Origin of the sequence: Bacteroides helcogenes P 36-108 (genome assembly GCF_000186225.1) — a bacterium.
Classification (GTDB): domain Bacteria; phylum Bacteroidota; class Bacteroidia; order Bacteroidales; family Bacteroidaceae; genus Bacteroides; species Bacteroides helcogenes.
This window is the reverse complement of the sequence record NC_014933.1, coordinates 3978527-3998906: the sequence shown is the minus strand read 5'-3', so window position 1 is coordinate 3998906 and position 20380 is coordinate 3978527. Positions and strand designations below refer to the sequence as shown.

The following is a 20380-nucleotide window of genomic DNA, read 5'->3' as shown; positions in this document are numbered from 1 at the left end:
TTCTTGCGTTTTTCCATAAAGTAATAAGCGCTTTACTTTCAATCACTTATCAGAATCAATGAATTTTACTCCTTATGAGATCCTGTTGTGTTATTATAAGTGTTTGATTTATAACATGTTCTTGTCCTAATTTTAATCATTTCTCTACTTTGGTGCTAAAAGAGAGAAAGTTCGTTTTTTATTGTCTACATAGAGTTACTGAGGGATTTCTTTTTAATTCATTTATATTCTCATTATTTAGACACAATCTATATAAGTATCTTTTGCTACTTAGCTTTTTTGCCGAATAGTGAGAAATGAACATAGCGTTTTGGATGTGATTTCAGATCTTCCAGCAAACTGGCAGCGTTGACAGTTGTAGTATTCAGGTTATTGTAGAGGGCGGGATCATTGAGCAGGAGTCCCACGGTGTTGTCTTTGCTGTTTAGCTTGTCTGTAATTATTTTTATATTGGCTAAAGTAGAGTCCACTTTTTGCATGGCTGCTGCATAGTTTATTTTTTTCAGGTTACCGGAAATAAGAACGAAATTGTCTCCGATAGCATTCAACTTACCGGTTAGCTGGGGAATGTCATTTTTCATAAGAGTTTGTAATTGGCGAGTGCTTACTGCCATGTCTGCTGTCATATTTTGTACGTTGCGCAGTGTGGCCGGTATGGAAGGATCTGATAAAACAGTATTTAATGAAGCAAGTATGGAGTCAAGTTTTGGTAGCATCCGTTCCACTTGAGGCATCATATTGGCCACTTTTTCCATCATACCATTGTTGAGTATTCCAGGGATAGTATCACCTATCTGGTATTTTTCACGAGGATTATTGGCAAGCAATAAATTCATTTTTACTCCTCCTAACATTTCAGCGGTTAGTTCGGCAGTACTCCCTTTTGGAATGCGCAAATCCGGATTTACGTCTATTTCGGCAACTACTTTCCCCGGTTGTGTATAATCATAATATAAATCACGCACAATACCTACACGGAAACCATCGGCAAATACCGGGCTCGACTTGGTCAAGCCATTTATATTTTGAAACTTTACATAGAAATAACTGGAAGGCTTAAACATATTAATGCCTTTCAGGTAATTGATGCCATATACTAATATGCAGAGGGCAGCAATGCCCGCAATTCCTATCCTGACTTCTTTAGTGATATACTTCATGATGTATCTTGTTGTTATTTATTTCTGTTTTTTTTAAATTCATTGATGGCGGCGTTGATATTTATCTTTTCGCCATTTTTGAATGCTATGATAAAGGCATCTTTGAATTGAGAGTTAATGTTACGTTTAATCCTCAATATTTTGTTGTAATCAGGTGAAACACCATAGGTATATTTATAGATGCCACCTTCTTTGTAATGTTCCACGGGCTTCAGTCCCTTGAATCTCTTATCGTTCTTTGCTAAAGGGCGTGAGGCGGTGAGTATTTGAATTGTAAATATGATGCCGTTTTGTTTTGTTTGAGTAAGGTTGTTTTTGGGGGGTCTTTGCTGCTGTTGAGACTCTGGCCTTGCTTCGACGCAGAATGTTTCTTCCTTTTCAGAGCCAGTGTTGGCTGTATCGGCTGTTGTTTCTTGTACAGGATCGGGTATGTTTTCTGGTAAAACGGTGTTACTGTTTCCGTTTAGGCGAATTTCTTGTTCACGCTTATAAGTGAGGAATGCACGAAAAATCCCGTTGGCAAGGGAGGTAATGCCGATTTCCGTATTTAGATAGCGTTCTTCTTCGGGAGTAGATATAAAACCAAGCTCTACCAATATGCTGGGCATTGCGCTGGCTTTCAAAACGAGAAATCCTGCCTGATGCACTCCGCGGTCAATGCGTTTGCAGGTATTGCGAAAATGTTTTTGTACAAGAGAAGCCAAATGTACGCTTTGAGACATATACTTGTCTTGCATGAATTCGAAAATGATGTATGATTCTGCAGAATTCGGATTGAATCCGGCATAGCGTGTCTTGTAGTCGCTTTCATATAGGATAACAGAGTTTTCTCGTTTGGCAACTTCCAGATTGGCATCGGACTTTGCAAGTCCCAACGTCCAAGTAGAGGCCCCTTGGGCTGTCCTGTTGTTTGCCAATGCATTGGTGTGTATAGAAATGAATAAATCTGCTTTTGCATTGTTGGCTATTTCCGCACGTCGGTCAAGTGGGATAAAAACATCTTTCTCTCGGGTATAAATTACTTTCACGTTGGGGCAGTTGTTCTTGATTTGTCTGCCCAGCTTTAATGCGACATTTAGGTTTATGGTCTTTTCGTTGGAGATTCTGCCAACTGCACCGGGATCATGCCCACCATGCCCGGCATCGATAACGACCACAAAATCTTTGGCTTTAGCGCTGCCAGTACAGAAGGAAAAGACAAGCAGCCCTAAGCATATGTTTATATATAATATGTAGTGCCTATATGGTTTCATACAAAAATCTGTGCAAATGTAGTGGAAATTTATAGAAAACTTATACTTTGCTTTTAAGTTTTGTGTTTTTGGCATTCATTTTAGATAGATTTAGTCTTTATTCTATTCTTCTATCTTCGGATGTTCCAGTGGTTCCGGCCATTTTTTCCAGTTTTAAATTACTGAAGATATGAAATTGTGCATATCTTCTTCCTTTTCCGGCAAAGTTATTGATAATATCAGTAACTTTGCGGTCGGTAATTTAGAAACACATTTCGTACCAAATAACAGACGGCTATGATTCTCCGTTTTTTGAAGAACTGGACATTACCTTTGGCGATGATTACAGGCACTTTGGCATATTTCTTTTTTGCAAGGATCCCTTTCATGGTATCTGTCAAGCCTTGTGTGAATGGTTTGGTTGCTTTTTTGACGCCGGCCTTGATTTTCGCTCAATTGCTGCTTACTTTTTGCAAGGTGGAAGTGCATGAGTTGAGGCCAAAAGCTTGGCATGGATGGCTATTGCTGTTTCAAGTGATTTCTTGTCTGGTTGTTGCAGCTTTGTTGGTGTGTTGCTCCATGCAAGAAACTTATCGTGAGGTATTTGAGGGGATGATGGTTTGTCTTATTTCTCCTACTGCCACTGCTGCCGCAGTCATAACCGACAAATTGGGAGGAAGTGCATCGAGTCTGACCACCTATACCTTATTATCCAATCTTTTGGCGGCAATAATCGTTCCTTTAGTGTTTCCTTTAGTGGAGCCTCATGCGGATATAACGTTTTTGGTCGCTTTCTTGAAAATTCTGAGTAAGGTATTCCCACTTTTACTGTTTCCATTCTTTTTAGCTTGGTTTTTGCATACGTTTGTACCAAAGGTATATCATGCGTTGTTGGGGGGGCGCGATGCGGCTTTCTATCTATGGGCTGTGGCACTTGCCATTGTCTCCGGGCAGACTGTACGTTCTTTGGTAAATAGTGAAGCTCCTGTTCTTGTGAAAGTGCTGATAGCTTTGGCCGGACTGGTAGCTTGTTGTGTTCAGTTCTATTTAGGCAAAAGAATAGGAGGACGTTACAAGGAACGCATCAGTGGCGGGCAGGCATTGGGACAGAAAAATACTGTACTTGCCATTTGGATGGCATATACTTACCTTAACCCATTGTCTTCCGTAGGTCCCGGTTCTTATGTGCTGTGGCAGAACATCATTAACAGTTATCAGTTGTGGAAAAAGAGAAAGAAAAAACTAAAAAGTTAAATATATGCTATTGGTTAATAGCGTCTTGTGATTGCTGCGTGATTTCCCCCTTTGTTTTATCTGTTTTTCTTATTTAGGCTAATGAATACCTATATACTCATGCTTTCGGGTACATATAAAGATATGGCGAAGTTTGGATGAGTGGTGTAGTGATAACCAGCAGTGACTGTACAAAGAGTTTGAACGGGAGAATACTGTTTCTGCAGTTCTGCACATGGACACGGATATATGTCACATATACACGCCACTGTTATACCTATCGTGACAGGAGAACAAAGAAAAGTCAGCCAAACAGGAAAGAAGGCTTGTAACACAACAAGAACAACAAAGAGAAACTTCTGTGAGTTATTGAAATATACCGAACTACTATATTCAGAAGAATATAATAAAAGGTTTGCTACAAAACAAACTTCGATACAAATTGTGATATAGCCAATAGATAAGCGAAAATTGGCTCTGCAAATCAATGGACAAAGTATTCAATAATCTTCATTGTCACCTAAGAAGGGAAAGGAGTAAATTTTTAATCTGAAAGGTGCTGATTTAATATTGAAATTCTTTTTAAATCTTTCTCTCTGCCAAAGAGAAATAAAATTCTTTTTTGTTCTTTAATAGTTGGTATTTTAATAATTAAGTTTCCAATATCCACTTCTTTATATTCATGCACATAAACAGATTGCCAAATATTATTTTTCTTGATTTGAAGGTTACCCATAACTTCTATATCCATTAATGGAAGATTGAATCTGGCAAAATTAGAACGAAACAAATCATCTTCTTTTGTTTTTGGAGCAATCTCCATATACCTATTTAGTAGATGTTGTAATTTGGATGAGTTTGCTTCGGTAGTCAAAATGTCAATATCTAAGGTTTCCCCTATTTCTATGTCTGATAAAATCATAGCAGATGCCCCAATAATATAGAATTCAGGGGTTATCTTCTGTAATTCGTTGGATATACTTGCAATGGCTTGAGTGATTTTTTCTTTAATCTTCATGTTTTTATAATTTTCCTCAAAGATATAAAATGATTTTTAGTAGGAAAAATAACCTTTTTCAGAAATAGCTTAGTTTACTCTTTGTTATATATATCAAACAGACTAAACTAATCATTCGTCTATATTTTCGTATTTCCTATTAACAGGATCTTGATATTGCCCTATGACGGAAGTCGGCCGCTTTTCCGGTAAGTATATACAAAGTGAAGAATCAGAAAATTGATGGGTACTACGATCACCATTACCACGATAGGAGCAAGTAGTTCTCCGGCTCCCATCCAAAGAAACAAGTTTAAGAGTCCGATTTCCAGCAGGTAGTTAACTATATGGCTGACACTGAAACCGGCGGCGTTGGTTGATGAAGGATGCGAACGGAAGGTAAAAAAAGTAGTGAGGAAATAGTTGCAGACAAAGCCCACTGCATAGCCGCCTGTGAACGCAATGTTTGCATTTACTGCCTGCAACAGAAGGTAATATACCCCATAGTGGATGGCTGATGAAATTGTTCCTACGATGCCAAACCGTACTACTTGCCAAAGTTTTTCCTGCCACTCCGGGTGGCTTTCCCAAAGCATCTTAATCTTGTTTGTGCTCATATAGGATTTCTTCGATGTTGTAGAGTGGGCGGTGTTTCACCTCTTTGTAGATTTTCCCGATATACACGCCTATGCAGCCGATGGAAACCAGTACAGCGCCTCCTACAAACCAGATAGAGAGCATGAGGGAAGCCCATCCGTGCTCGGCAGTACCCGAAACCAAAGAATAGAGTACGTAAAAACCGATAAATATACTGATGAGGATGAATATCCCTCCAGAATACACAATGCAGTAGATGGGCTTGACAGAAAAAGATGTGATACCATCCAGTGCCAGATTCAGCATCTTTTTTAAGGTATATTTGGAAACGCCTGCCGTACGTTCCTTGATTGTGTCATCTACGGTGGTTGAGGGGAGCCCCAGCAAAGGGATAATTCCGCGCAGGTACAAATTCCTTTCCTGATATTCGGCAAGCAGACAGAGTGCACGTTTGCTCAACAAGCGGAAGTCGGCATGGTTGTAGTAGTTTTCTACTCCCATTTGCTTCTGAAGTTTATAGAATGCCATGGCTGATAATCGTTTCAGGGCAGGATCTGCTTTTCGTTGTACCTTTATGCCATATACAATGTCATATCCTTCGGCATGCAAATCTATCATGCGTTCTATGGCCTGCAGATCGTCCTGTAGGTCAACGTCCATTGTGATTACTGCATCGCTCCATTTCTTGGCAGTCATCATCCCAGCCATGATAGCATTCTGATGTCCGACGTTGCGTAAAAGATTTATTCCCTTTATGTAAGGGTTTGCAGAGTGGAGTTCACGGATGATCTGCCACGTGCTGTCTTTGCTGCCATCGTTTACCAAAAGTACGAAACTGTCGGATGTGATTTTCCGCTTGGTTGCCAGATCATCCAGCAGGGCTGTCAACTGTTCCGCGGAGTGTCGGAGTACGGCCTCCTCATTATAGCAAGGGCAAACAATCGCCAATCTGATCATTTTTTTTCGTTTTTAAGTTCTGCAATCTTGATGCCGGCAAATTCATTGTAGGTCATAAACGGATAGCCTTTTCTCTTCAGCTCTTTGATAAGGATATCGAGTCGTTTCACCATTCCGTCGCCTGCATGATTCTTTATGATAAAAGGCATTTTGAATTCGGGATGTTCGCCTAACGGGAAAAATTCCCAGGGATGGAAATAAGTGACGAAATAACCGTCATGGCGAAGTACCCGGCGAATCATCCACAAGTAGAGGCCTATGGGTAGATTATGACATGAAAGCCAGAATAGTGGAAAACGCAGTAACGGTGTTACTGAAGCCGGAATCTGCAGCACGTTTCCTTTCATGAAGCAGGTGCGTGGTTCGGTCAGGTGCATATAGCGGCCGGGAATGAAGGCAGGATTTAAAGAGGAATTGTAGATGTAGCCGTTATTCTCGATTTCGCTGTCCGAAACCGGGAACATGCGTGGCTGTCGATATCCGTTTATGGTGGTTTTGGTGAGTCTCTCAAGTGTTGCTTTGGAGATGCGTACGTCTGAGCTTTGCGGATGCCAATGATCACAGCCGTGTGCCGCTACTTCATGCCCCTCGTCTATGATGCGCTGCATCACTAAGGGAGCATTTTCGGCAAAATTGGTCGTACAAAAGAAAGTGGCCTTTACCTCATTCTTTTGCAGGCAGTCAAGAATTTTGCATGTACCATATATTGAAACTTTCATGGCTTCATCCAAAGAAAACTCTACTCCATGTTCGCGGGGAACGTCAAATTCTTCTGTGTCAAAACTTAAAAGAATCATAGCTTCTATATATTATTATACTCGACAAAGTTAGTTATTGTTGCAGAATAATTTGTATTTTTGTCGGCAAAAATAGCATAAGTAAAGAATTATTTGTGCAAATTACAAAAGAAAAGTATTATGTCTCCCGATTGGTTGATTGATAAATATTATCCTGAAGCAAACGAACTGAAGTCTATATTATTGACTCATAGTCATTCTGTTGCCGATAAAGCCTTGTGGATTGCAGAACGGCATTCGGAGCTTTCTATGGACAAGGAGTTTTTGTATGAGGCAGCTATGCTGCACGATATCGGCATCTTTCTTACGGATGCAGATGGCATTTATTGCTTTGGTGACAAACCGTACATCTGTCATGGATATTTGGGAGCCGACTTGGTGCGCAGTGAAGGCTATCCCCGTCATGCATTGGTCTGCGAACGCCACACAGGGGCTGGACTTTCTTTGGCAGAGATTGTGGCACAGAATTTACCGGTTCCACACCGCGAAATGATTCCCGTCAGTCTGGAGGAACAGGTCATTTGTTTTGCCGATAAATTTTATTCAAAAACACGTCTGGATAAAGAGAAGTCCGTAGAGAAGGCCCGAAAGAGTCTGGAACGCTATGGGGCAGAGGGGGTGCAGCGTTTTGATCAATGGTGCGAACTGTTCTTGTAGCAATCTAAATTTCTTTAAAAAAGAAGATTATCCATATTAATTACGTACTTTTGTCGCTTCAAGCGTAAACTATAAAGTTAATGACGCCATTGAAAGCAAATACATTCATATCATTCATGCTACTATTTGTCTTGCTTCTTCTCTCCGGTAGAGCTGTATCTCAGCGTCGTGGGAGGAGGATAACGCCGCCTGTAAGCCAGGTCGCAGATTCTTTACAGAAGCGAGATACCTTGCCGGAAGACCAGGTACGCCGGGACACATTGCCGGCCGTTGCGCCTAAAAAGCAGGCGCTTGATGCTCCGGTTACTTATGAAGCCACGGACTCTATTGTATTTACGCAAGGAGGAATAGCCAACCTTTACGGACAAGGCAAGGTTGCTTATCCCGGTTCGGATCTGAATGCCGATGTCATTTCCATGGATATGGATAACAGCACGGTTTTTGCTCATGGAGTGGCAGACTCGTTAGGCGCAGTGAAAGGCCGTCCGGTCTTTAAGGATGGTGATACTTCTTATGAAACAGATACAATCCGTTATAATTTCAAGAGTAAGAAAGGTATTATCAGTAATGTGGTGAGCCAGCAAGGTGAAGGTTATGTGACAGGTAACAATGCAAAGAAGGGGAGCAATGACGAACTCTATATGAAAAGCGGACGCTATACCACCTGTGACCACCATGACCATCCTCACTTCTATATGCAGATGACTTATGCCAAGGTACGTCCCAAAAAGAATGTGGTGACGGGTCCTGCTTATTTGGTAGTGGAAGATGTCCCCTTGCCTTTGGCGGTTCCGTTCTTTTTCTTTCCGTTCTCCAGCAGCTATCAGTCCGGTTTCCTGATGCCTACCTATATGGATGACTCCAATCGCGGCTTTGGCCTTACGGATGGCGGGTATTATTTTGCCATCAGTGATAAAATGGATTTGAAGTTGAGGGCGGATATCTTTACGAAAGGTTCCTGGGCATTGAATGCTGAATCCAATTATGTGCGCCGATATAAATATTCCGGTCTGTTGCAGGCAAGTTATCAAGTTACGAAAACCGGAGATAAGGGGTTACCGGACTATTCGGTGGCCAAAGATTTTAAGGTAGTATGGTCTCATCGCCAAGATGCAAAGGCAAGCCCGAACTCAACCTTTTCTGCCAGTGTGAACTTTGCTACCAGCAGTTATGAACGTACTAACATCGGTAATTTGTATAATGCTCAGGCGATGTCGCAGAATACCAAAACCTCCAGTGTCAGTTATTCACGTAACTTCCCCGACCAGAAATTATCTATCTCGGCATCGGGAAACATAGCTCAGAACATGAAGGATTCTTCCATTGCCGTGACCTTGCCCGATCTTAATATATCACTCAGCACCCTTTTCCCTTTCAAACGGAAGCATCCCGTGGGCGATGAAAAGTGGTATGAGAAGATTTCGATACGTTATACCGGACGCATGAAGAACAGTATCAGAACAAAGGATGACCGTTTGTTTAAGTCCAATTTGATACGAGATTGGGAGAACGGTATGCAGCATGACATCCCCATTAGTGCCACATTCACTCTGTTTAAGCATTTTAATCTGACTCCATCGGTCAGCTATACAGAACGTTGGTACACTCGGAAAATAGCCCAAGACTGGGATATGGCATCCCAAGCTGTGGTGAAAGATACTATTTATGGTTTTCACCGCGTCTATAATTACAATGCCAGTCTGGGAATCAATACTAAAATTTACGGAATGTATAAGCCTTTGTTCTTACCGAAGAAAGCCATACAGATTCGCCATGTCATCACTCCTTCGGTGAGTATCAGTGCAGCTCCGGACTTTACTTCTTCGCACTATGGATATTATGATACTTACATCAAGGAAACTACGGCCGGAGTGCGTGATACGGTCAGATATTCTTTTTATGATGGACAGCCGTTTGGCGTACCGAGTGGCGGGAAGCAAGGAAGCATTAACTTCAGTATTTCCAATAATCTGGAGATGAAGTATAAGGACAAGAATGACTCCATCCGCAAAGTGAGCCTGATAGATGAGCTGGGCGCCAGCATCAGCTATAATATGGCTGCACAAACAAGGCCGTGGAGTGATTTGAGCTTGAATCTTCGTCTGAAATTAGGGAAGAACTATACCTTCAGCATGGCCTCTACTTTTGCCACTTATGCCTATGAGTTTGACAAGAATGGAGAAGTATATGTAGGCAACCGTACAGAGTGGTCCTACGGACGTTTTGGGCGTTGGTCGGGATATGGAACTTCTTTTAGTTACACTCTCAACAATGACACTTTCAAAAAACTTTTTGGGAAGAATGACGGGAAGGATGATAAGAAAAAGACAAATAGTGAAGAGGGGGATGAGGCTGTGGATGATGAAAATGCCGGAGGAGGTTTGCCGGAAAAGAAAACAAAAAAGGCAACGGCTGACGCAGATGGTTACCAAGCCTTTAACATGCCATGGTCTGTCAGCCTGAGTACGGGCTTCAATATTACGGAAGATCAGAGTAAGCCCATTAATCGGGAAAGTATGCGTTATCCCTACAAGGTTTCATTGAATGCCCTTAATATTAACGGAAACATTAAACTTACCAATAAATGGGCGGTGAATTTTAATTCCGGCTATGATTTCAATGCGAAAAAGATAACGAATACAGTTTTCAACATAACTCGTGACTTGCACTGCTTCACTATGACTGCCAGTCTTGCTCCTTTCGGAAATTACAGATACTACAACTTCACGATTCGTGCCACTGCACAGATTTTGCAAGACTTGAAGTGGGAACAGAGGAGTCAGACACAGACTAATATCCAATGGTATTAATGAATCTATCTCCTGTATTTGGTTGTTCTTCAGATCGTAAATAAAGGCGAAGCGCCTATTTTACCACACTATTTCTTTTTCTCCGTGCTCTTTCAGGTATTCGTTTGTTTTGCTGAAATGTTTGTTGCCAAAGAATCCGTTGTAAGCGGAAAGGGGAGACGGATGCGCAGAAGCCAGCACCAGATGTTTGCTTCGGTCAATGAAAGCACCCTTGCGCTGTGCATAGGCTCCCCATAAGATAAATACAAGATGCTCTTTTTCTTCGGCCAAGGTGCGGATGGCTGCATCAGTAAATGCTTCCCAACCACGGTTTTGGTGTGATCCGGCTTGATGCGCGCGTACGGTGAGTGTGGCGTTGAGCAATAATACGCCTTGTTCTGCCCATCGGGTCAGATTGCCGGTATTCGGAGCATCTGTACCGATATCATTCTTGATTTCTTTGAATATATTGACTAAAGAAGGCGGAAAAGATACTCCGTCATTCACGGAGAAGCAGAGTCCGTGTGCTTGTCCCGGGCCATGATAAGGGTCTTGTCCGATTATCACAACTTTTACTTTATCGAAAGGGCAGAGGTTGAAGGCATTGAAAATCAATCTTCCCGGAGGATATACGGGACCATGCTTATATTCTTCGCGTACGAACTCGGTGAGTGTACTGAAATATTCTTTCTCAAATTCGGGTTGCAAGTGTGCTTTCCAGCTTTCTTCTATCTGAACGTTCATAATTGATTTTGTTAGCGGTTTAGGACGCTAAAGTACAAAATAAAAAAATAAAGTTCAACCTTTTACGGGATGAACTTTATTCTATGGCAACAGATGTTGATATCAGATTAAATGAATGTCGTGTGCTTTGCATTCCTGACGCATATCTTCAGGCCAGATACTGGCTTGTATTTCGCCGATATGCGCCTTGCGCAGATAGAACATACACAGGCGCGACTGTCCGATGCCGCCGCCGATGGATAGCGGAAGAGTGTCGTTCATCAGGCGTTTGTGGAAGTATAGTTCCAAACGTTTTTCTTCATCTTCTTCTTTTAGCTGGCGAAGCAAGGCTGCTTTATCGACACGGATGCCCATGGAAGAAAGTTCAATACTGCGTTGCAATACATGATCCCACAAAAGCAGGTCGCCGTTCAGACCCGGCAGGCCATTCAAGCCGGAGGTGGTGTAGTCATCATAGTCAGGAGCACGTCCGTCATGCTTCTTGCCGTCACTCAACTTGCATCCGATACCGATAATGAATACTGCTCCGAACTTTTTGGCTATGGCGTGTTCACGGCATTTCGGCTCTAAACCCGGATATAGCTGGCGTAATTCTTCCGCGTGGATGAAGTGCAGCTTCTGTGGCAGGCAAGGTCTGATTTGCGGGTACATTTCATAGACCATGTATTCGGTGCGCACCATAGCGGCATAGATGCGGGTCACTATTTCTTTGAGAAACTCCACATTGCGGTCTTGGGCTGTAATGACACGTTCCCAGTCCCATTGATCTACATAGAGGGAGTGGAGATTTCCCAGTTCTTCATCCGCACGGATGGCGTTCATGTCGGTATAGATGCCATAGCCGGGTTCAATGTGGTATTCGGCAAGCGTCAGCCGTTTCCATTTGGCAAGAGAGTGCACCACCTCTGCCTGCGCATCGCCTAAATCTTTGATAGGAAAAGAGACGGCACGTTCCACTCCGTTGAGATCATCATTGATTCCCATGCCTTTAAGCACGAAAAGCGGAGCTGTGACACGCCTCAGGCGCAGTTCGGAGGAAAGGTTTAGCTGGAAAAACTCCTTGATCTGTTTGATGCCTAATTCCGTTTGTTTTAAGTCCAATAAAGGCTTGTATCCTTCAGGTTTTATCAGATAGCTCATAGGTTTATTGTATATGTCTTCTATTAAATTGTACGGCAAAGATAGGAATAATATCTATACTTGATTGTTTTTTGGATGAAAAAAGAACAAAATGTATATATGAATACATTTAATAATTTCAAAATAACAATGGATTGTGTTGGCGGTATGATGGAAAAAACATCCGAACGTTAGGAACATGATGAGATTTTTTATACTTTTGCATCCGTATTCGGCTCCGTAGCTTAGTGAATAGAGCGTCAGATTCCGGTTCTGAAGGTCGTGAGTTTGAATCTCACCGGGGTCACTAAGAGAATCCTTGATAATTTGTTGATTATTGAGGATTTTTCTTTTGTTATATGCTTGCTTTTTAATGCTTCAATGTTTCTTCAATGTCTTTACCATCCTATGCAGGCAAGGAGTATCCGGTTGCAGGTCGCAGCCGTCACAGATTGTAATGAGTTGATTTACTTATGCTTGTTTTGCCAGTCTTTGCATCTGTGTTGGCAAAGGTTTGCCAATATGTCGGCAGTCCTTTGCCAACAGCTTGACAGGCTTGGTGACGAACGTTATATCATTTGTTTTCCTGCGTCGGAAGCATGGAAACAATCCTTCGGGATAAGCGGGCGGTAGGTTGATTAATTAATAGGGAAGTGGAGTGTGCAGTCGGTTTAACTTGCCGTGTAGCTTCTCCCAATTGTCACAGAAATCCTGCATAGAAGAAAACAGTAAATCCGCACCTGCATCCAGCAATACTTGCTTGTCCAGCGGGCCGGTATTGACAGCTACGGTGAATATGCCCGCTGCCACTCCGGCTTGTACGCCGATAGGGGCGTTTTCAACGACGATGGCTTCGTTGGCTTTTACGCCGACCCTCTCCAGCCCCAGCAGGTAAGGTTCGGGATGGGGCTTGCCGTATTTCACGTCAAAAGCCGTCACCATGCGTTCACGCTGAAACATGCCGGGGAAGTTGTGGGCAAGACGTTCTAACAGAGAGTGTTGACCGGAGCCTGTCACCAATACGGGGATTAATCCTGCCTCCTTTATCTTCTGTAATACCTCCCAAGAGCCGGTCATGCGTTCGGGCTCGGAATGCTTGTTGAATTCTGCGCTTTTTTCAGCATAGATGCTTTCTATCATTTCAGGGGTGGCGTCTTTGCCATATTGGCGTTGATAGACGATGTTGATGGTGGCGGCTCCCGTACGTCCTTCATGCATGTAAGCTTCTTCACGGCTCAGGTGCAGGCCATGGTGCTCCATGACCTTGTGCCATGCATCGGCGTGATAGGGCATGGAATTGAACAATACGCCGTCCATGTCGAATAGGACGGCTTTTAACCGGATATTGGAATGCCCGTGCTTTTCTAAATAGCGGGCGATGGATTCTTCAAACATAAGTATCTATTGTTTAGGGAGTGCAAAGATATAAAAAATCAGGTGCAGAGAATGTTTCTGCACCTGACTAAGATATTTGAGTTCGCTGGTTTACAGTCTTGCTTGGATAGCCTTGGATTCGGCTTCGTAGCCCGGCTTGTTCAGCAGAGCGAACATATTCTTCTTGTATGCCTCCACACCTGGCTGGTTAAATGGATTGACGCCTAAGATATAACCGCTGATGCCACAGGCCTTTTCAAAGAAATACAGCAAGCTGCCGATGCTTTCTTCGTTTAACGCGGGAATGACGATGCGCATGTTGGGCACACCGCCGTCAACATGGGCAAGTTGGGTTCCCAGTTCTGCCATCTTGTTGACTTCATCCACGTGCTTGCCTGCAAGGAAGTTCAGGCCATCAAGGTTAGCCCCGTCAGAAGGAACTTGCAGGGAGTGCTGTGTCTTTTCTACGGAGATTACGGTTTCGTAGATGCTGCGCTCACCTTCCTGAATCCATTGCCCCATAGAGTGGAGATCGGTAGAGAAATCTACTGCGGCAGGGAAGATGCCCTTGTTTTCTTTGCCTTCCGATTCACCGTAAAGCTGCTTCCACCACTCGCTTACATAGTGTAATTTGGGGTTGAAGTTCACAAGGATCTCAATCTTTTTACCGTTCTTGTAGAGTTCATTGCGGGTAGCGGCATAAATTGCGGCAGGATTTTCGGCAAAAGGAATATCTTGTCCGCAAGCCTTCTCCATGGATGCTGCACCGGCCACCAGCTTTTCGATATCGAAACCTGCCACTGCGATGGGCAGCAATCCCACCGGTGTCAGTACGGAGAAACGTCCTCCTACATTATCGGGAATGATGAAAGATTTGTAGCCTTCATTGTCGGCGGTTACGCGGGCAGCACCTTTCTTGGCATCTGTAATGGCTACGATCACTCTCTTGGCGGTGTCCTTGCCGCGCTGGTCTTCACATTGCTTCTTCAGCAGGCGGAAGGCTAAAGCTGTCTCGGTGGTTGTACCTGATTTAGAGATGTTGATGACGCCGAATTTCTTGTCTTTCAAGTATTCGGTAAGTTCGTACAGATAATCTTCGCCGATATTGTGTCCTGCATACAGAATAACGGGAGCAGTCTTCTTGTCTTGCAACCAGGTGAAGCTGTTTGACAAAGCCTCGATTACCGCACGTGCGCCAAGGTAGCTTCCGCCAATGCCGGCAACTACCACAACTTCGCAATTGTCACGCAATGTTTGTGCAGTAGCTTTCAGGTCGGCCAAGTGCTCTTTTGTAATGGAAGAGGGCAGATGCAGCCATCCCAGAAAATCGTTACCTTTGCCGGTTCCTTTCTCCAATGCCTCCTGTGCAGCCTTTACTTGGGCTTCATAGGCGAAAACGTTTTCTTTGGATATGAATCCAAAAGTCTTTTCAATGTTCAAACTAATCATAATGTCATTTTTTAGAGCCTCTTCCCCGGTCTCTCCCCATAGGGGGGAGAGGAGGTTTGGGGGTACTTTGGTTTATAATTTTTGTATTGCAGACCTTATCTGAACGAGTCCGTCAACAGCTTGATTTCTATCATCGGCGAAATGCGTTCATACAAGATGTTATAGACAGCATCTACGATAGGCATATTTACGTGATAGTGCTTATTGATTTCCTTGATGCATTTGGTTCCATAGTAACCTTCGGCAATCATTTCCATCTCTATTTGTGCGCTTTTTACGGAATAGCCTTTGCCTATCATCGTTCCGAATGTACGGTTGCGGCTGAAGTTGGAATATCCTGTTACCAACAGATCGCCCAGATAGACCGAATCGTTGACGTTACGGTCCAGAGGATGGACGGTTTGCAGGAAGCGGTTCATTTCTTGTACGGCATTGGACATCAATACGGCTTGAAAGTTATCTCCGTACTTCAGACCGCTGCATATACCGGCAGCTATGGCATATACATTTTTTAGTACGGAGCTGTACTCGATGCCCGCAACATCATTGCTGACTGATGTTTTGATGAACGAACTTGCCAGTTGGCGGGCGATGGTACATGCTTTATCGGTATCCGGACAGGCGATGGTCAAATAAGAAAGACGTTCCAGGGCTACTTCTTCTGCGTGGCAGGGACCTGCCAATACAGCAATGTTTTCAGCCGGCACGCCATACTCTTTGGTGAAGTATTCTGATACGATTAGATTGTCATCGGGAACAATGCCCTTGATGGCAGTAATGATAAACTTATCCTTGATTTTAGTCTTCAGTTTCTTCAGATGAACCTTCAGATAAGGGGAAGGAGTCACGAAGATGAGTGTATCAGACTCTTTCACCACATCGTTGATATTAGAGTTGAAGTTGATACGCTTGATGTCGAACTTTACGGCTGTCAGATAGGCAGGGTTGTGTCCAAGTCGCTTGAAGTCGGAGATACGGTCATCTCGCCGCATATACCAATTTATCGAATCCGCTTGGGACAGTACCATTTTGGCAATGGCAGTTGCCCAACTTCCTCCGCCCATGATGGCTATCTTACCGGGTAGTTTCATGATAATTAATAATTAAAAATTAAAAATTAAAAGGGGGTAAAGGTTTGCCTTCTCCCCTTTTACCTTTTAATCTTACTTATCTTAGTTTTAATTTTTAATTCTTAATTTTTAATTGAACTGATCCAGTTGGCCACTTCGTTCACGGTCGGAGCTGTCAGTTCCAATTTATATTTCTTGTTGATGTCGCAGATGTCCATGTGGAGTTTCTGCGGGTTTACATCTTTCATGTCACTTACCAGATTATAGCCGGCTTTTTGGATTACGGGTATCCAAGTTTCGGGGATTCCCAGCTCCATGAATTTGGCGGGAGTATCTTTCGGAGTCACTTTCTCCGGGCGCATTTGCGGGAAGAAAAGTACCTCTTGAATAAATGCTTTACCCGTCATCAACATCGTCAGACGGTCTATACCGATACCGATACCTGAAGTGGGCGGCATACCATATTGAAGTGCTTTCAGAAAGTCTTGGTCGATGAACATGGCTTCGTCATCTCCTTTTTCGCTCAGTTTCAACTGGTCTTTGAAGCGTTCTTCCTGATCGATCGGGTCATTCAACTCACTATATGCGTTGGCCAGTTCTTTGCCGTTTACCATCAGTTCGAAGCGTTCGGTCAGCCCCGGTTTGCTGCGGTGCATCTTGGTGAGTGGACTCATCTCTACCGGATAATCAGTGATAAAAGTAGGCTGTATGAAAGTACCTTCACAGAATTCACCGAAGATTTCGTCTATCAGTTTTCCCTTGCCCATGGTGTCATCAATTTCCATTTTCAGCGCCTTGCATACCTGGCGTATTTCATCTTCATTCTTGCCTTCAAGGTCATAACCTGTCTTTTCTCTGATAGCCTCCAGAATGGGCAGGCGGCGGTAGGGGGCCTTAAAACTGATGGTTTTGCCGTCTATTTCCGTTTCCGGACAACCGTTCACGGCAATGCAGATACGTTCCAGCAGCTTCTCGGTGAAACTCATCATCCAATTGTAATCCTTATATTGTACGTACAATTCCATGCAGGTGAACTCGGGGTTATGGTTCTTGTCCATGCCTTCATTGCGGAAATTCTTACCGATTTCATATACGCCTTCAAAACCGCCTACAATCAGACGTTTCAGATAGAGCTCGGTAGCAATGCGCAGGTATAGGTCAATGTCCAGTGAGTTATGGTGGGTAGTGAAGGGACGTGCGCTTGCACCACCGGCAATGGATTGCAGTATAGGAGTTTCTACTTCCGTATATCCGGCTTCGTCCAAAGCGGCACGCAGTGTTTTGATGATGGTAGAACGTTTCAGGAAGGTTTCCTTTACACCGTCATTCACGATGAGATCGACATAGCGTTGGCGATAGCGGAGTTCCGGGTCTTCAAAAGAGTCATAAGCCACACCGTCTTTATACTTCACGATAGGCAATGGCTTAAGGCTTTTGGCAAGCACAGTCAGTTTCTTGGCATGAATGCTTATTTCGCCCATTTGCGTGCGGAATACGAAACCTTCGATGCCGATGAAGTCACCTAAATCGAGCAAACGTTTGAACACTGTGTTGTACATTTCTTTATCTTCTTCCGAACAAATATCATCACGGGTAATATATACTTGGATACGTCCTTTGGAATCCTGAAGTTCAATGAATGATGCTTTACCCATTACACGGCGGCTCATCATACGGCCGGCTACGGACACTTGGCGCGGCTCTTCATCGTCTTTGAATTCGGTTTTGATATCGGTAGAGAAGGCGTTTGTTACATACTCTGCTGCGGGATAGGGTTCGATACCCATCGCGCGAAGTTCATTCATGCTGTTGCGACGAATGATTTCTTGTTCACTTAGTTCTAATACGTTCATTTCGCTATATTTCACTCAATTTGGTCGCAAAAATACGAAACATTTTTCAGATATGCGAACTTTTCTTCTAAATATAGCGTACGGTAACTTTCTTGCCGGAACCGGAAAGCATCTCACTCCATGACTGAAAGTTTTCTTAGTATTACAATCGGCTTTGTTTTCAGAAATGCGTACCTTTGCACCCTCGACAAATGAAATAGGTATAGTATGACAGGACAAAAGACTCCCACAGCGCTGGGTACGGATAGTATAGGAAAACTGCTGATGCAGTATGCTGTTCCGGCAATTATCGCCATGACGGCATCTTCTTTATATAATATGGTGGATAGTATCTTCATTGGTCATGGTGTGGGTACGATGGCTATTTCAGGATTGGCCCTGACCTTTCCGTTGATGAACCTTGCTGCGGCTTTTGGCTCTCTTGTAGGGGTAGGAGCATCTACGCTGATTTCCGTCAAACTGGGGCAGAAAGATTATGATACGGCACAGCGTGTGCTGGGCAATGTCTTTGTGCTGAATATCCTGTTGGGGGTAGCTTTTACCGTTATCGTATTGGCTTTTCTCGACCCCATTCTTTTTTTCTTTGGGGGAAGTGATCAGACGATAGGCTATGCGAGGGATTATATGCAGATCATTCTTTTAGGAAATGCGGTTACCCATCTTTATTTGGGATTGAATGCGGTGTTGCGTTCCTCCGGGCATCCGCAGAAAGCAATGTATGCCACCATAGCCACGGTGGTTGTCAATACTATTCTGGATCCTGTATTTATTTACGGATTCGGTTGGGGTATTCGCGGGGCGGCTATTGCTACGATTGTGGCGCAGGTCATATCGCTGATATGGCAGTTTAAGTTGTTCAGTGATAAGGACGAACTGCTGCATTTCCACCGGGGGATATTTCGCTTGAAACGCAAGATTGTATTCGATTCGCTGGCTATTGGTATGTCTCCTTTTCTGATGAATCTGGCTGCTTGTTTCATTGTAATCCTTATAAATCAGGGGTTGAAGAAATATGGAGGAGATTTGGCCATTGGTGCTTTCGGTATTGTGAATCGCCTGGTATTTATCGTCGTGATGATTGTGATGGGGCTGAATCAGGGTATGCAGCCCATTGCCGGGTATAATTTTGGTGCGAAACGATATGACAGAGTGAACAGAGTGCTGAAACTTACAATAATTTATGCTACGGCAGTAACGACTTTAGGTTTCCTGATAGGCATGCTGATGCCTGATTTGGTAGTAAGCGTTTTTACATCGGACGAGGAATTAATAGAAATTTCAGCCAAGGGCTTGCGCATTGTGGTTATGTTCTTTCCGATTATTGGCTTTCAGATGGTGACTTCTAATTTTTTTCAGAGCATAGGGATGGCAGGTAAGGCCATATTCCTTTCTCTTACCCGCCAGATGCTGATTCTTCTTCCTTGTTTGCTTATTCTGCCCCAATTTTTCGGTGTGGAAGGGGTATGGTACAGCATGCCGGTATCCGACGTTCTTGCAAGTCTGATTGCTTTGGTGATGTTGTGGGTGCAGTTTCGTAAATTCAGAGTTATGCCTCAATGAGTTGATTCTCTCTTTTACATAAAATAATTTGTTTTTTTTTCAGAAAACACACACCTTTGCACATCCGGTTCTGTTATTCATTGTGAGTAACTTTATCGGCTATTGCAGAAAACACACAAGCGTATGGATAATAAATTCGTAGTAAATATAGGCCGCCAGTTGGGAAGCGGCGGTAGGGAAGTCGGTGAAAAATTGGCTGCTCGCTTAGGAATTGACTTTTATGATAAGGAGTTGATAAGATTGGCCTCGGAAGAAAGCGGTCTTTGTCGAGAGTTCTTTGAGAAAGCCGATGAAAAAACCTCTCAAGGCATTATCGGGGGATTGTTTGGAATGCGTTTTCCTTTCATCAGTGATGGAGCTATACCGGCAACGAACTGTCTTAGCAATGATGCTTTGTTCAAAGTCCAAAGCGATGTCATACGCAGGTTGGCTGAAGAAAAATCATGTTTGTTTGTGGGGCGTTGTGCCGACTATATATTGCGTGATAATCCCCGTTGTGCCAATATTTTCATATCTTGTTCTCATGAAGAACGCGTGAGGCGTCTTCGCCAGATACATTCTATTTCTGAGCATGCAGCAGAAGAAATGATGAATAAGGCGGATAAAAGACGTTCTGAATACTATAATTATTATAGTTATAAAATGTGGGGAGTTGCTGCAACCTATCATCTTTGTATTGACTCTTCTGTTTTGGGAATTGATGGTACAGTTGATTTGGTAGAGGAGTTTGTGAGGAAAAAACTAAAGATATGACCGGCTTATCGGTGTTACTAAAAAAAAGGCGGATTTTTA

Annotated in this window: 17 protein-coding genes and 1 tRNA gene; 6 read left to right on the top strand and 12 right to left on the bottom strand. The window is 43.3% G+C overall.

From position 1 onward, the window contains the following. Positions 1-266 precede the first annotated feature (266 nt). Together BACHE_RS16560 and BACHE_RS16555 are read right to left on the bottom strand one after the other, a co-directional pair. Complete coding sequence (locus BACHE_RS16560; RefSeq protein WP_013548861.1) at positions 267-1160, bottom strand: MlaD family protein; 894 nt, start codon at positions 1158-1160, stop codon at positions 267-269. Between the two features lie 14 nt (positions 1161-1174). Next, complete coding sequence (locus BACHE_RS16555) at positions 1175-2413, bottom strand: N-acetylmuramoyl-L-alanine amidase family protein (protein WP_013548860.1); 1239 nt, start codon at positions 2411-2413, stop codon at positions 1175-1177. A gap of 276 nt (positions 2414-2689) precedes the next feature. Here BACHE_RS16555 and BACHE_RS16550 point away from each other — a divergent pair, with 276 nt between their 5' ends. Continuing rightward, on the top strand, positions 2690-3646 hold the full coding sequence (locus tag BACHE_RS16550; protein ID WP_013548859.1) for a transporter: 957 nt from the start codon (positions 2690-2692) through the stop codon (positions 3644-3646). A 523-nt stretch (positions 3647-4169) separates the two neighbouring features. On the opposite strand, the gene BACHE_RS16545 is transcribed toward BACHE_RS16550, so the two are convergent. From BACHE_RS16545 to BACHE_RS16530, 4 genes are all read right to left on the bottom strand, one after another. Continuing rightward, positions 4170-4643 (bottom strand): DUF6036 family nucleotidyltransferase, encoded by a 474-nt coding sequence (locus BACHE_RS16545; RefSeq protein WP_013548858.1) that lies wholly within the window; start codon positions 4641-4643, stop codon positions 4170-4172. Positions 4644-4804: 161 nt separating this feature from the next. After that, positions 4805-5239, bottom strand: a complete 435-nt coding sequence (locus BACHE_RS16540) for a GtrA family protein (protein ID WP_041579508.1) — start codon at positions 5237-5239, stop codon at positions 4805-4807. Next, complete coding sequence (locus BACHE_RS16535) at positions 5220-6176, bottom strand: glycosyltransferase family 2 protein (protein ID WP_013548856.1); 957 nt, start codon at positions 6174-6176, stop codon at positions 5220-5222. The genes BACHE_RS16540 and BACHE_RS16535 overlap by 20 nt, the downstream gene beginning before the upstream one ends. Next, complete coding sequence (locus BACHE_RS16530) at positions 6173-6973, bottom strand: polysaccharide deacetylase family protein (RefSeq protein ID WP_013548855.1); 801 nt, start codon at positions 6971-6973, stop codon at positions 6173-6175. Before BACHE_RS16530 ends, BACHE_RS16535 begins: the two co-directional genes overlap by 4 nt. A gap of 120 nt (positions 6974-7093) precedes the next feature. Between BACHE_RS16530 and BACHE_RS16525 the strand changes: the two genes are divergently transcribed. Both BACHE_RS16525 and BACHE_RS16520 read left to right on the top strand, forming a co-directional pair. Next, entirely contained in the window at positions 7094-7630 is a 537-nt protein-coding gene (locus BACHE_RS16525; protein WP_013548854.1) for an HD domain-containing protein, read from the top strand. A gap of 80 nt (positions 7631-7710) precedes the next feature. Beyond that, complete coding sequence (locus BACHE_RS16520) at positions 7711-10440, top strand: putative LPS assembly protein LptD (protein ID WP_013548853.1); 2730 nt, start codon at positions 7711-7713, stop codon at positions 10438-10440. A gap of 60 nt (positions 10441-10500) precedes the next feature. On the opposite strand, the gene BACHE_RS16515 is transcribed toward BACHE_RS16520, so the two are convergent. Both BACHE_RS16515 and asnA read right to left on the bottom strand, forming a co-directional pair. Continuing rightward, entirely contained in the window at positions 10501-11163 is a 663-nt protein-coding gene (locus tag BACHE_RS16515; protein ID WP_013548852.1) for a uracil-DNA glycosylase, read from the bottom strand. A gap of 102 nt (positions 11164-11265) precedes the next feature. Then, positions 11266-12303 carry an aspartate--ammonia ligase gene (gene asnA, locus BACHE_RS16510; protein WP_013548851.1) on the bottom strand — a complete coding sequence of 346 codons (1038 nt, stop codon included), beginning with the start codon at positions 12301-12303 and terminating at the stop codon, positions 11266-11268. A 213-nt stretch (positions 12304-12516) separates the two neighbouring features. Between asnA and BACHE_RS16505 the strand changes: the two genes are divergently transcribed. Next, positions 12517-12589 (top strand) — tRNA-Arg (locus tag BACHE_RS16505). A 335-nt stretch (positions 12590-12924) separates the two neighbouring features. On the opposite strand, the gene BACHE_RS16500 is transcribed toward BACHE_RS16505, so the two are convergent. The 4 genes from BACHE_RS16500 to lysS all read right to left on the bottom strand — a co-directional run bounded on the left by BACHE_RS16500 (position 12925) and on the right by lysS (position 18028). After that, on the bottom strand, positions 12925-13677 hold the full coding sequence (locus BACHE_RS16500) for an inorganic diphosphatase (protein ID WP_013548850.1): 753 nt from the start codon (positions 13675-13677) through the stop codon (positions 12925-12927). A gap of 90 nt (positions 13678-13767) precedes the next feature. Continuing rightward, entirely contained in the window at positions 13768-15105 is a 1338-nt protein-coding gene (locus tag BACHE_RS16495; RefSeq protein ID WP_013548849.1) for a glucose-6-phosphate isomerase, read from the bottom strand. 95 nt (positions 15106-15200) lie between these two features. Beyond that, positions 15201-16196: an NAD(P)H-dependent glycerol-3-phosphate dehydrogenase gene (locus BACHE_RS16490; protein WP_013548848.1), complete on the bottom strand. Its 996-nt coding sequence runs from the start codon at positions 16194-16196 to the stop codon at positions 15201-15203. A gap of 101 nt (positions 16197-16297) precedes the next feature. Next, a complete protein-coding gene (gene lysS / locus BACHE_RS16485; RefSeq protein ID WP_013548847.1) occupies positions 16298-18028 on the bottom strand; it encodes a lysine--tRNA ligase in 1731 nt (576 codons plus the stop codon). A gap of 207 nt (positions 18029-18235) precedes the next feature. Here lysS and BACHE_RS16480 point away from each other — a divergent pair, with 207 nt between their 5' ends. Continuing rightward, complete coding sequence (locus BACHE_RS16480; RefSeq protein WP_013548846.1) at positions 18236-19588, top strand: MATE family efflux transporter; 1353 nt, start codon at positions 18236-18238, stop codon at positions 19586-19588. A gap of 123 nt (positions 19589-19711) precedes the next feature. Next, positions 19712-20341 carry a cytidylate kinase-like family protein gene (locus BACHE_RS16475; RefSeq protein ID WP_013548845.1) on the top strand — a complete coding sequence of 210 codons (630 nt, stop codon included), beginning with the start codon at positions 19712-19714 and terminating at the stop codon, positions 20339-20341. Positions 20342-20380: the final 39 nt, after the last annotated feature.